This is a genomic window from Promicromonospora kroppenstedtii, assembly GCF_044389675.1.
Lineage (GTDB): Bacteria > Actinomycetota > Actinomycetes > Actinomycetales > Cellulomonadaceae > Promicromonospora > Promicromonospora kroppenstedtii.
In genome coordinates, this window is the sequence record NZ_JBIRYI010000001.1 from 821,080 (window position 1) to 833,077 (window position 11,998).

Annotated in this window: 11 protein-coding genes; 8 read left to right on the plus strand and 3 right to left on the minus strand. The window is 72.2% G+C overall.

All coding sequences use genetic code 11. From position 1 onward, the window contains the following. Window positions 1–25: 25 nt before the first annotated feature. The 6 genes from ACH47X_RS03580 to ACH47X_RS03605 all read left to right on the plus strand — a co-directional run bounded on the left by ACH47X_RS03580 (window position 26) and on the right by ACH47X_RS03605 (window position 6,098). A complete protein-coding gene (locus ACH47X_RS03580; protein ID WP_020016604.1) occupies window positions 26–1,273 on the plus strand; it encodes an argininosuccinate synthase in 1,248 nt (415 codons plus the stop codon). Beyond that, entirely contained in the window at window positions 1,270–2,748 is a 1,479-nt protein-coding gene (gene argH / locus ACH47X_RS03585) for an argininosuccinate lyase (protein WP_397401435.1), read from the plus strand. Before ACH47X_RS03580 ends, argH begins: the two co-directional genes overlap by 4 nt. Before the next feature lie 106 nt (window positions 2,749–2,854). Next, window positions 2,855–3,433, plus strand: coding sequence for a uridine kinase (locus ACH47X_RS03590; RefSeq protein ID WP_397401437.1), 579 nt, complete (start codon window positions 2,855–2,857; stop codon window positions 3,431–3,433). Window positions 3,434–3,617: 184 nt separating this feature from the next. Further along, window positions 3,618–4,259 (plus strand): DNA-3-methyladenine glycosylase, encoded by a 642-nt coding sequence (locus ACH47X_RS03595; RefSeq protein WP_397401439.1) that lies wholly within the window; start codon window positions 3,618–3,620, stop codon window positions 4,257–4,259. A gap of 67 nt (window positions 4,260–4,326) precedes the next feature. Beyond that, entirely contained in the window at window positions 4,327–4,689 is a 363-nt protein-coding gene (locus tag ACH47X_RS03600; RefSeq protein ID WP_020016599.1) for a PadR family transcriptional regulator, read from the plus strand. Then, on the plus strand, window positions 4,689–6,098 hold the full coding sequence (locus tag ACH47X_RS03605; RefSeq protein ID WP_397401441.1) for a permease prefix domain 1-containing protein: 1,410 nt from the start codon (window positions 4,689–4,691) through the stop codon (window positions 6,096–6,098). The genes ACH47X_RS03600 and ACH47X_RS03605 overlap by 1 nt, the downstream gene beginning before the upstream one ends. Before the next feature lie 269 nt (window positions 6,099–6,367). Here the strand turns inward: ACH47X_RS03605 and ACH47X_RS03610 are convergent, their stop codons facing one another. The 3 genes from ACH47X_RS03610 to ACH47X_RS03620 all read right to left on the minus strand — a co-directional run bounded on the left by ACH47X_RS03610 (window position 6,368) and on the right by ACH47X_RS03620 (window position 10,125). After that, complete coding sequence (locus ACH47X_RS03610) at window positions 6,368–7,348, minus strand: RimK family alpha-L-glutamate ligase (RefSeq protein ID WP_397401443.1); 981 nt, start codon at window positions 7,346–7,348, stop codon at window positions 6,368–6,370. Window positions 7,349–7,405: 57 nt separating this feature from the next. Further along, the gene (locus ACH47X_RS03615; RefSeq protein ID WP_397401445.1) at window positions 7,406–8,719 is read right to left on the minus strand and encodes an MFS transporter; all 1,314 of its coding nucleotides are present in this window, start codon (window positions 8,717–8,719) and stop codon (window positions 7,406–7,408) included. Window positions 8,720–8,802: 83 nt separating this feature from the next. After that, a complete protein-coding gene (locus ACH47X_RS03620; protein ID WP_397401447.1) occupies window positions 8,803–10,125 on the minus strand; it encodes an alpha-L-fucosidase in 1,323 nt (440 codons plus the stop codon). A gap of 137 nt (window positions 10,126–10,262) precedes the next feature. Here ACH47X_RS03620 and ACH47X_RS03625 point away from each other — a divergent pair, with 137 nt between their 5' ends. Continuing rightward, a complete protein-coding gene (locus ACH47X_RS03625; protein ID WP_397401449.1) occupies window positions 10,263–11,069 on the plus strand; it encodes an SDR family NAD(P)-dependent oxidoreductase in 807 nt (268 codons plus the stop codon). A 63-nt stretch (window positions 11,070–11,132) separates the two neighbouring features. After that, window positions 11,133–11,984, plus strand: coding sequence for a fumarylacetoacetate hydrolase family protein (locus ACH47X_RS03630; RefSeq protein ID WP_397401451.1), 852 nt, complete (start codon window positions 11,133–11,135; stop codon window positions 11,982–11,984). Window positions 11,985–11,998: the final 14 nt, after the last annotated feature.

Here is an 11,998-nt window from a genome sequence, read left to right on the forward strand (position 1 = left end):
CACCACCGGAAAGAGATCGTCAATCATGACTGAACGCGTCGTGCTCGCCTACTCGGGCGGCCTGGACACCTCCGTCGCCATCGGCTGGATCGCCGAGGCCACCGGGGCCGAGGTGGTCGCCGTGGCCGTCGACGTCGGCCAGGGCGGCGAGGACATGAACGTCATCCGCCAGCGCGCGCTGGACTGCGGCGCCGTCGAGGCGTACGTCGCCGACGCGCGCGACGAGTTCGCCGCCGAGTACTGCATGCCCGCCCTGCGGGCCAACGGCATGTACCTCGACCGCTACCCGCTGGTCTCCGCCATCTCGCGCCCCGTCATCGTGAAGCACATGGTGCGGGCAGCTCGCCAGTTCGGCGCCTCGACCGTGGCCCACGGCTGCACCGGCAAGGGCAACGACCAGGTGCGCTTCGAGGTGGCCACCACCTCGCTCGCGCCCGACCTCAAGTCGATCGCGCCGGTGCGCGACCTCGCACTGACCCGCGAGAAGGCCATCGACTACGCCGAGAAGCACGACCTGCCCATCGCGACCACCAAGAAGAACCCGTTCTCGATCGACCAGAACGTGTGGGGCCGCGCGGTGGAGACGGGCTTCCTCGAGGACATCTGGAACGAGCCCACCAAGGACGTCTACTCCTACACGGACGACCCCACGTTCCCGCCTGTTGCCGACGAGGTCTACCTGACCTTCGAGCAGGGCATCCCGGTCGCGATCGACGGCGTGCCCGTCACCCCGCTGCAGGCCATCCAGGAGATGAACCGCCGCGCCGGCGCGCAGGGCGTGGGCCGTATCGACATCGTCGAGGACCGCCTCGTGGGCATCAAGTCCCGCGAGATCTACGAGGCCCCCGGTGCCATCGCCCTGATCACGGCGCACCAGGAGCTCGAGAACGTCACGATCGAGCGCGAGCAGGCCCGGTTCAAGCGCCAGGTCGAGCAGCGCTGGAGCGAGCTCGTCTACGACGGCATGTGGTTCTCGCCGCTGAAGAAGTCGCTCGACGTGTTCGTGGACGACACCCAGAAGTACGTCTCCGGCGAGATCCGCATGGTGCTGCACGGCGGCCGGGCCACCGTGACCGGGCGCCGCTCGGAGCAGTCGCTGTACGACTTCAACCTCGCCACCTACGACGAGGGCGACGCGTTCGACCAGTCCCAGGCCCGCGGCTTCATCGAGATCTACGGCCTCACCGCCAAGCTCGCCGCCGCGCGCGACGAGAAGTTCGGCAACGGCGTGGACCTCGGCACCTCGGCGAGCCTGACGGCCGGCGCGCTGTGAGCGAGCACGACGGCAAGGACGTCGGCCACGCGACCCCGCGGACCGTCGGCGAGCACACCGGGCCGAAGGTCGCCCTCTGGGGCGGCCGGTTCGCCGGCGGTCCCTCGCCGGAGCTCGCGGCGCTGTCGCAGTCGACGCACTTCGACTGGCGGCTCGCGCGGTACGACATCGCCGGGTCGCGGGCGCACGCCCGCGCCCTGGCGGCCGCTGGTCTGCTCACCGAGCCGGAGCTCGCGCGGATGATCGACGCGCTCGACGTGCTGGAGCAGGACGTCGCCTCGGGCGCCTTCCTCCCGGTGCTCGACGACGAGGACGTGCACACCGCGCTGGAGCGTGGCCTGCTGGAGCGGGCCGGCGACGAGCTGGGCGGCAAGCTGCGGGCCGGCCGGTCCCGCAACGACCAGATCGCCACGCTGGTGCGGCTGTACCTGCGCGACCAGGCCCGCACGATCGGTACGCAGGTGCTCGACCTCGTGGACGAGCTCATCGTGCAGGCGCAGGCCGCGGGCAGCGCGCCCATGCCGGGACGCACCCACCTGCAGCACGCCCAGCCCGTGCTGCTGGCGCACCACCTGCTGGCGCACGCCTGGCCGCTGCTGCGCGACGTCGACCGGTTCCTGGACTGGGACGTGCGCGCCTCGAGGTCGCCCTATGGCTCGGGCGCGCTCGCGGGCTCGTCGCTCGGCCTGGACCCCGCGGCCGTGGCCGCCGACCTGGGCCTGGAGGGCGGGCCGGTCGAGAACTCGATCGACGGCACCGCGTCGCGCGACGTGACGGCGGAGTTCGCCTTCGTCGCGGCGATGATCGGGGTGGACCTGTCGCGGATCTCCGAGGAGATCATCCTCTGGAACACCAAGGAGTTCGGTTTCGTCCGCCTGGACGACGCGTACTCCACGGGCTCCTCGATCATGCCGCAGAAGAAGAACCCGGACATCGCCGAGCTCGCGCGTGGCAAGGCCGGGCGCGTGATCGGTGACCTCACCGGCCTGCTCACCACGCTCAAGGGCCTCCCGCTCGCGTACAACCGCGACCTGCAGGAGGACAAGGAGCCGGTCTTCGACCAGGTGGCGACCCTCACCACGGTGCTGCCCGCGTTCACGGGCATGGTGCGCACCATGGTCTTCGACACCGACCGCATGGCCGAGCTCGCGCCGCAGGGCTTCTCGCTCGCGACCGACATCGCCGAGTGGCTCGTCAAGCAGGGCGTCCCGTTCCGCGTGGCGCACGAGGTGGCCGGCTCCTGCGTGCAGGAGTGCGAGGCCCGCGGCATCGAGCTGTGGGACCTGTCGGACGAGGACCTCGCCAAGATCTCCGAGCACCTCACCCCCGAGGTGCGCTCGGTGCTCTCCGTCGAGGGCTCGCTCGCCTCGCGCGACGGCGTCGGCGGCACCGCCCCGGTGCGGGTCGCGGAGCAGATCGAGGCGGCCAAGGAGCGCGCCACCGAGTTCCGCTTCTGGGCCCAGCCGGAAGCCTGACGCTGCACCCCGGAGGTGTCAGACACCCAGGTCCCTCCGGTGACCTGGGTGTCTGACACGTCGGTCAGCGGGCACAATCGCCGGGTAGACCTACGAGGGGAGCGGCATGACCGTCACACCAGGGGTGCTGGGTGATGTCCTGGAGCGGATCCGGGTCGCCGACGCGCGGCTGGTCTGCGTCGACGGCCCCGCCGGGTCGGGCAAGACGACGCTCGCCGCCCAGCTAGGGGACGCGCTGGAGGCGGCGGTGATCCACATGGACGACCTCTACGAGGGCTGGGCTGCCGGCCCGGACGGCGGCGCCGCCAACCTCCGCCGCTGGGTCCTGGACCCCCTGGCCGCGGGGGAGCGGGTGCGCTACCGGCGCTACGACTGGGTGGCGGGTGAATGGGCCGAGTGGCACGACGTGCCGCCGTCGCCCCACCTGGTGGTCGAGGGCTGCGGCGCGGGCGCGCGCCAGGTCGACGCGCTGGGCGCGTTCCGCATCTGGGTGGAGGCGGACGACGCCGAGCGGCTGCGCCGCGGCCTGGAGCGCGACGGCGAGGAGGCGCGCGAACACTGGCTGCGGTGGATGGCCGACGAGGCCGGGCACTACGCGCGGGAGCGTACCCGCGAGCGCGCTGACCTGCGGCTCGACGGGTTCGGTGCGCTGACCTCGGCGCCCAGCGACAGCCGGCCGACGTGACGCTCCTCGTGCGCTGACGCGCGTCGTACCGCGTGGTGGATCGGCCGGCAGGAATGTGTTTCTCGCCGGGGTCGGTTGCTCTCTGTAGACAATGTCTACTGTCGGTGACACGGCCCGGGCGGATGGGTTCTCCCCGTGCCGTCCGCCCGGTGAGAATCGAGGAGTCAACCTGAGCGACGCACCCATGACCGTCCCGGTCCGCGAGTTCTACGCCCGCCCCGTGGTCGATGTCGCCCGCGACCTGCTCGGCGCCACGCTGACCCGCCGCACGCCCGACGGCACCGTGACCCTCCGGGTCACCGAGGTCGAGGCCTACGACGGCACCAACGATCCCGGCTCCCACGCCTTCCGCGGGCCGAGCCGGCGCAACGAGACCATGTTCGGTGAGCCCGGGCACCTGTACGTGTACCGGCACCTGGGCCTGCACCACTGCGCCAACGTGGTGTGCGGGCCTGACGGGACGGCGTCGGCCGTGCTGCTGCGCGCCGGCGAGGTGACGGGACCCGGGCCCGAGGGGGTGGCGCTCGCCCGGGCACGGCGCCTCGCCTCGGGTGTGGCGCGCTCCGACCGTGACCTGGCCCGCGGCCCGGCCCGGCTCGCCGTCGCGCTCGGCCTCGACCTGGCCGACGACGGCGCCGACGTCACCGACCCGGACGGTGCCGTGGCGCTGGAAGTCCCCACGACGTCGTCGGGCGCCGTGCTGTCCGGCCCGCGCGTGGGTGTGAGCGGCGACGGCGGTCGTGCGGACCTGTACCCGTGGCGGTTCTGGCTCGACGGCGAGCCGACGGTCTCGGCCTACCGCGCCGCCACCCCGCGCCGGCGTTGACCTAGGACTCCTATGCCTAGTGCTGCTAGGGTAGGTATCCCTAGCAGCACTAGGCATAGGAGTGCAGGTGCACATCGACAAGGATCTGGTCGCGGCGTCCGCCACGCCGCTCGTCCTCGGCATCCTGGCCGACGGCGAGTCGTACGGCTACGCGATCCTCAAGCGCGTCAACGAGCTCTCCGGCGGCCGCATGGAGTGGACCGACGGCATGCTCTACCCCCTGCTCCACCGGCTCGAACGCCTGGAGTACGTCAAGGCCACGTGGGGCACGTCCGACGTCGGGCGCCGCCGCAAGCACTACGCGATCACCGCGTCGGGCAAGGAGGCGCTCGCTGAGCGCCGCCAGCAGTGGGCCGTCGTCTCCGACGCGCTCAAGCAGGTGTGGCAGGACGTCCAGCCCGGCCCCGCCGTCGCCGAAGGGTGGGCCTGATGAGCGACCAGAACGGAAACGACGCCGGCCCCGCCCAGCGCACGGAGCCCGCCGAGCACGTCGTGCTGGAGGAGCAGATCGACCTGTGGCGCGGCTACGTCCAGCGCCGTCGGGCGATCTCGGCCGCCGACGTCGACGAGATGGAGGACCACCTCCGCGGCCAGGTCGGCGACCTGACCGCCGCCGGGCTCGAGGACGAGGAGGCCTTCCTCGTCGCGGTCAAGCGCATGGGCAACCTCGACGAGGTGTCCCGCGAGTTCGCGCGCGAGCACTCCGACCGGCTCTGGAAGCAGCTCGTGCTCGTGCCCGAGGAGCCCGGCGACGGCGGGCGCTGGCGCGAGCTGGCCGTCGTCCTGGCCCTCGCGGTCGGCGCGGGCATCGTGCTCAAGGTCCTGCTCGCCGCGACCGTCGGCAACGAGCTGGTGCTCGTGCGCAACGGCGTCTTCGCCGTCCTGCCGTTCCTGGCCGGGTACTTCGTGTGGAAGCGGCGCGCGCCATGGCGCGTGAGCGCCGTGCTGCTCGCGATCACGACGGCACTCGCGCTCGTGGTCAACCTCTACCCGTTCGAGTCCGGTCCGTACGACGAGCCCGGCATGACCGAGTTCCTCGCGATCAGCCACACCCCCGTGGTGCTCTGGCTCCTGCTCGGCGTCGTGTACGCCGGCGGTGCCTGGCGGTCGAGCGCGCGCCGCATGGACTTCGTCCGGTTCACCGGCGAGCTCATCATCTACCTCGCCCTCATCGCGCTCGGCGGCGGGCTGCTCATCGGGCTCACCATCGGCACGCTCAGCCTGGTCGGGGTGGACTTCGAGCCGTTCCTCGGCGACTGGCTCCTGCCGTTCGCCCTTCCCGGCGCGCTCCTGGTGGGCGCCTGGCTGGTGGAGGCCAAGAAGAACGTCGTGGAGAACATCGCCCCGGTGCTCACGCGGGTGTTCACGCCGCTGACGATCGTCATGCTGGTCGCGATCTTCGTGGTGCTGCTCGTCAACGGGCCGCTCACCGACGTCGACCGCGACCTGCTCATCCTCATGGACGCGATCCTCGTGCTCGTCCTGTTCCTGCTGCTGTACTCGATCTCGGCCCGCGACCCGCTCGCGCCGCCCGGGATCTTCGACTGGCTGCAGCTCGTGCTGGTCGGCGCGGCGCTCGCGGTCGACGCCGTGGCGCTGACCGCGATGCTCACCCGGATCGCCGAGTTCGGCTTCACCGCCAACAAGGTCGCGGCGCTCGGGCTCAACCTGGTGCTGCTGGTGCACCTCGCGTGGGCGGCGTGGCTGGCGACCGGATTCGTGCGCGGGCATCGCACGTTCGGCGCGATCGAGCGCTGGCAGACGCAGTACCTGCCGGTCTACGCCGCCTGGGCCGCGATCGTGGTGGTCGCGTTCGGCCCGATCTTCGGCTTCGCCTGACGGTCCAGAACGAGATCGGTCGGTGGACCTGAGATCGGTCGGTTGAACGACCCCGGTGGGGGGCCCCCCCCCCGGGCGCCCCCGGGGGGGCGGGGCGGGCGGGGGGGGGGGCGGCGGGCCGCCCCCCGCGCGGGGGGGGGGGGGGGGGCGGCGCGCGGGGGGGGGGGCGCGGGGGGGCCCCGCCGGGGGGGGGGGGGGGCCCCCCGGGGCGGCCCCCCCCCCCCCCCCCCCCCCCCCCCCCCCGACCGATCTCGCGCTCGTGGAGCGGCTCAGGCCTTCGGGTACGTCTCCTGCAGGACCCGCGCCAGGTGGCGGACGATCTCTCGTGGGCCCGACCTCGCCGTGCCCTGCTCGACGTCGCTGTTGTAGTTCGTGTTGGTGTTCACGTCGTACGTCAGCACCCGGCCGTCCGCCGTCCGGATGTTCTCGATGCCGGCCACCTCGATGCCGTGCCGCTGCGTGAACGCCAGGTACTTGGCCACCACCGGGTCGTCGTAGCCCTCGCGCTCCGAGAACAGTCCCCACTCGTCGTCGGGCGCCATGGAGATGGTCGCGCCGACCGGCGGGACGGGACGGCCCGTGACCGGGTCGACGGCGCACGCGTCGGCCGGGCAGAGCTGGAACCCGCCCCGTTCGGTGTCGCCGCGGACGGCGTACACCATCTCGCCGCCGACGATCTCCACGCGCGTGATGCCGCCGTCCGCCGCCACGACGTACTCCTGGATCAGCGTGATGCCGTCCACCGGCTCCTCGTACTCGTCGGAGGTCACGTGCGCGGCGAGGTCCTCGAACGAGTCGAACTTGCGCACGCCCAGCCCCTTGCCGCCCTGGTTGTGCTTGGTGACGAACGGTGTGGGGAACCCCTGCGCGGCCTTGAGCACCTGGTCGCGGCCGACGGCGGCCACGGTGCGCGGGGTGTCGATCCCGGTCGCGCGCAGCGCGGTGAGCTGGTCCACCTTGCTCATCTCGAGCTCCAGCACGCGCCGGCCGTTGACCGTGCGGCGGCCGTACGCCTCCAGCCAGGACAGCACCGCGCGCGAGTAGTCCTTGGTCAGGCCGTGGTCGCGCGTGTGGCTGCTCGCCGAGATGCGCGACCAGAAGATGCCCTCCGGCGGCGCCTCGTCCAGGTCCAGGACGCCGTCGGTGAGCACCCACTCCTCGAAGTCCACGCCCTCGGCCGCGAAGGCCTCGGCGAACGGCGGGAACCACTCGGGGTTCTCGTGCAGGGCATAGATCTTCGGAGCGCTCACAGGAACCTTCCGCACGTATGGCTGACGGCTAGGGGACCCGGTAATACTTTCACGCCGTCAGCGCAGGTCGGCTGTGTCCTGCGGCACAGCCGACGTCTCCTGGCTCTCCGCCACGACAGCGTCCTCGGGGGCACCGGCCGGCGCCGCGTCGACCTGCCCGAGCGAGCGCCGCGCCCCGGGGAACGCGAGGATCGCGCCCAGCACCGCCACCAGCAGCACGCCGGCCAGGACCAGCAGCGCCTGGACGGAGAACTGGTCGGCCAGCGGACCGAACACCACCATGGACAGCGGCATCGCAACGGTCATCACGATGCCGACGAAGCCGAACACCCGGCCCTGCATCTCGGGCTCCACGCGCTCCTGGATGATCGTCAGCGCCGGGGTGTTGAGCGCGGCGAACATGACGCCGATGACCAGGCCGATCGTGAAGAAGACCCACATGTTCGTGGACACACCCAGCCCGGCGACCAGCACGCCCGTGGCGAGGACCGACCCGACCATCAGGCGCACCCGGCGCGTGATCCGCGGCCCGACCGACGCCATGATGATGCCGCCCAGCAGCATGCCGCCGCCCCAGAACAGCTCGTTCGCGGTCAGCTTCCACACCTCGTCGCCGAACGTGCGCGTGACCATGAGCGGCGTGAGGTAGCTCGGCGCGCCCACCAGGAACATGACCAGCGCGAACAGGGTGATGAGCCACCGCACGGGCGCGTTCGAGCGGATGTACCGCACGCCCGCCGCGAGGTCGCCGAAGTAGCTGACCTGCTCGCCGTCGTCGGACCGCACCAGGCGCGGCACCGCGACCAGGGCGAGCATCCCCACGCCGAGCAGAGCGGTGACCACGTCCACGAAGAAGACGGTGACGATGTCGAAGGACGCGTAGATCACGGCCGCCAGGGCCGGGGCGAGCAGCATCATGCCCGACTGGATGGACTGGAACATGCCGTTGACGCGCATGAGCTGGTCGGTCGGGGTGATCTGCGGGATCATCGCGCTCACGGCCGGCGTCTGGATGCCGGCGAACACCGAGCGCACCGCCAGCGCCGCGTAGATGACCCACAGCGAGTCGACGCCGCTGACCATGAGCAGCGCCAGCCCCAGTGTCGCGAGCGCGATGACCGTGTCCGAGCCCATGATGAGGAACTTGCGGTGGTGCCGGTCCGCCCAGACGCCGCCGAAGATCGACACGAATGCCTGCGGCAGCATGCCGAACACGATGCTCAGCATGAGCACCGACCCGGACCGCGTCTCGATGGTCAGGTGCCACATGACCGCGTACATGACCACCATCGACCCGAACAGGGAGATGGTCTGGCCGGCGAGGAACAGCCCGACGTTGCGCTTCCAGCGGGGCACGTCGACGTCGCTCATGGCTCAACCCTGCCTGACGTGGGGGCGGCCCGCCGATGCTTTTTCAGGTTCATGTGACGTCCGACGACGGAGCCCGCCCGAACTCATCGCAGGAACAGCTCGACCACCGGAACGGCGACGCCGGGTCGTGCCGTCGGCAGGTGCAGCGTCAGGGTGCCGGGCGGCTGCCCGCCGGGCGTGGTGTTCCACGCCTTCTGGTCGGGGTCGGTGCGGGTGGCGCGCAGCTCGGAGCCGTCGTGCAGGAGCTGGGCGTACCGCACGCGGTCGGCCAGCCCGCGCAGGTGCACGTGCGCGAACGGCCACGCGAACAGGTGCAGGTACAGCCGGTCGGCACGCTGGGTGAGCACGACGCCGGGCGGCAGGCCCGGCGCGACCGCCTCCGCGAGAGCGGGCTCCGCGGGCCCCGCCCCGTGGACCGACCGGCCGTGCAGCCGCGTCCAGGCACCGAGCGCGGCGAGCGTGGTCGCGTCCCGGGCCGGGATCGCCCCGCGCCCGTCCGGGCCGATGTTCAGCAGCAGGTTGCCGCCCTTGGCCACGGTGTCCACGAGCATGCGCACCAGCAGGTCCGGGGCCTTGAACCGGGTGTTGTCCCGGTCGTACCCCCAGCTGCCGTTCAGCGTCTGGCAGGCCTCCCAGGTGATGGGTGCCCCGTCGTCGTCGCGCATGGGCTGGTCCGGCTGGTACTGCTCCGGGGTGACCAGGTCGCCCGGGATGCCGAGGCGGTCGTTGACCACGGCCTGCGGCTGCAGCTCGCGGACCAGGGCGAGCAGCCCCTCCGCGTCCCAGTCCTCGGGGTACTTGCCGCGCCACCCGTCCCGGTCGTGGGCGTAGGTGTAGTCGAAGAACACGTAGTCGACGGCGCCGTACCCGGTGAGCAGCTCGCGCACCTGCGCGTGCAGGTAGGTGCGGTACCGCGCCATGTCGCGCCCCTCGTTCAGGGTGTGGGCGTCCGGGTCGTCCCGGCGCGGGTGCACGAAGTCCACGGTGAAGTCCGGGTGGTGCCAGTCGATCAGCGAGTGGTACAGCCCCAGGCGCAGCCCCTCGGCGCGCACGGCCTCGGCCAGCTCCGCGACCAGGTCGCGCCCGCGCGTGCGCGCGACGGAGTAGTCGCTGACGGCGGAGTCCCACAGGGCGAAGCCGTCGTGGTGCTTCGTGGTCAGCACCACGTACCGCATCCCCGCCTCCTTGGCCGCGCGCGCGATCGCCCGGGCGTCGAACAGGTCGGGGTCGAACACCTCCGCGTACCGCTCGTACTGCTCGACGGTCTGGCGCTCGTTGCTCATCACCCACTCGTGCCGGGCCGCGGCGGAGTAGAGCCCGAAGTGCACGAACAGGCCGAACCTGGCCTCGGTGAACCAGGCCCGGTCCGGGTGGGGCTGCGGGGCGGAATCGGCCGGCTGGGTCATGTGCGGATCACTCCTCGTCGAGCGGACGGTCCCGGAGCAGGAATAGGTATGACGTATTGCTCCGAGTGGGTCGAGCCTAGCGGGTCCAGAACGTGATCCAGTCCTACGAATCGGCACGGATCGGTGCTATAGATTGGATGAATCGTCATCGCAGCCGTTTTCCAGGAGGAGTTCCCGTGACCACAGCCCTTGAGTTCGACGGCGTCCGCGCCATCGTCACGGGAGGGGCGTCCGGTATCGGCGCCGCCGTCGTGACCGCCCTGCTGGAGCGCGGCGCCCAGGTCGTCGCGATCGACCGCTCGGCCGACGGCGTGCCCGACGGCGCGAGCGGCGAGGTCGCCGACGTGACCGACGACGCCGCCGTCCGCGCCGCCGTCGAGGCCGCCGCCCAGCGCCTGGGTGGCATCGACGTCGTCGTCAACAACGCCGGCATCGGCGCCCAGGGCACCGTCGCCGACAACGACGACGCCGAGTGGCTGCGCGTGCTGGACGTCAACGTGCTCGGCATCGTGCGCGTCACCCGCGCAGCGCTGCCGTACCTGCGCGAGTCCGCGCACGCCGCGGTGGTCAACACGGCGTCGATCGCCTCCTGGACCGGCCTGCCGCAGCGCGCCCTGTACTCCGCCAGCAAGGGGGCCGTGCAGGCGCTCACGCTCGCCATGGCCGCCGACCACGTGCGCGAGAACATCCGCGTGACCTGCGTGAACCCCGGCACCGTCGACACCCCCTGGGTGGGCCGCCTGCTCGACGCCGCCGCCGACCCGGCCGCCGAGCGCGCCGCCCTGGAGGCCCGGCAGCCCACGGGCAAGCTCGTCAGTCCCCAGGCCGTCGCGCACGCCGTCTGCTACCTCGCCAGCCCGCTCGCCACGGCCACCACCGGCACGGCGCTCGCGGTCGACGGCGGCATGCACGAGCTGCGTGTGCGCCCGCCCGAGCAGGCCTGACGCGGGCGCGGTCACGCGCGCGCCCACCCGAACCATGCTCACCCCACCGAGAACGAGGACACGATGCACCTGCTCCGCCTGGGCCCCCTCGGCCAGGAGATCCCCGCCGTCGCCTCCGACGGCGCCACCCATGACCTGCGCCCGCTGACCGCCGACGTCGACGGCGCGTTCCTCGCGGCCGACGGCGTGGCCCGTACCCGGGCCGCCCTGGCCGCGGGGGAGCTGCCCGTGCTCGACGGCGCGGACACGCTGCGCCGCGGGGCGCCGATCGCGCGACCCGCCGCCGTCGTCTGCGTCGGGCAGAACTACGCCGCGCACGCGCGCGAGTCGGGCGCGGAGCCGCCGCGGCTGCCGATCATCTTCTTCAAGCACCCCAACACCGTCGCCGGGCCGGACGACGCCGTGCCGCTGCCGCCCGGCGCCGAGAAGGTCGACTGGGAGGTGGAGCTGGCGGTCGTGATCGGCCGGCGCGCGAGCTACCTGCCGTCGGTCGAGGCCGCGCGCGAGCACGTCGCGGGCTACACCGTGGTGGACGACGTCAGCGAGCGTGCCTGGCAGCTCGACGACTCCCTGGGCCAGTGGTCCAAGGGCAAGTGCGGCCCGGGGTTCCTGCCCACCGGCCCCGCCCTGGTGCCCGCCGACGAGGTGGACCCGGGTGGTCTGCGCCTGCGCTCCTTCGTCAACGGTCAGCCGCGGCAGGACTCGTCGACGGCGGACATGATCTTCGGCGTCGACGCGATCGTGCACCACCTGTCGCAGTACATGGCGCTGGAGCCGGGCGACCTGATCTGCACGGGCACGCCCGAGGGCGTCGCCCTGTCGGGCCGCTTCCCGTACCTGCGGGACGGCGACGAAGTCACCCTGGAGATCGAGCACCTGGGCCGCCAGACCCACACCTTCACCTCCCTCACCTGACCCCCACCCGTTGA

What these genes read in the sequence shown, in the direction of transcription:
- ACH47X_RS03580 (WP_020016604.1), top strand. Translation starts at nt 26, where the DNA reads ATGACTGAACGCGTCGTGCTCGCCTACTCGGGCGGCCTGGACACCTCC.
- ACH47X_RS03590 (WP_397401437.1), top strand. Translation starts at nt 2,855, where the DNA reads ATGACCGTCACACCAGGGGTGCTGGGTGATGTCCTGGAGCGGATCCGG.
- ACH47X_RS03595 (WP_397401439.1), top strand. Translation starts at nt 3,618, where the DNA reads ATGACCGTCCCGGTCCGCGAGTTCTACGCCCGCCCCGTGGTCGATGTC.
- ACH47X_RS03605 (WP_397401441.1), top strand. Translation starts at nt 4,689, where the DNA reads ATGAGCGACCAGAACGGAAACGACGCCGGCCCCGCCCAGCGCACGGAG.
- ACH47X_RS03615 (WP_397401445.1), bottom strand. Translation starts at nt 8,719, where the DNA reads ATGAGCGACGTCGACGTGCCCCGCTGGAAGCGCAACGTCGGGCTGTTC.
- ACH47X_RS03620 (WP_397401447.1), bottom strand. Translation starts at nt 10,125, where the DNA reads ATGACCCAGCCGGCCGATTCCGCCCCGCAGCCCCACCCGGACCGGGCC.
- ACH47X_RS03625 (WP_397401449.1), top strand. Translation starts at nt 10,263, where the DNA reads ATGAATCGTCATCGCAGCCGTTTTCCAGGAGGAGTTCCCGTGACCACA.
- ACH47X_RS03630 (WP_397401451.1), top strand. Translation starts at nt 11,133, where the DNA reads ATGCACCTGCTCCGCCTGGGCCCCCTCGGCCAGGAGATCCCCGCCGTC.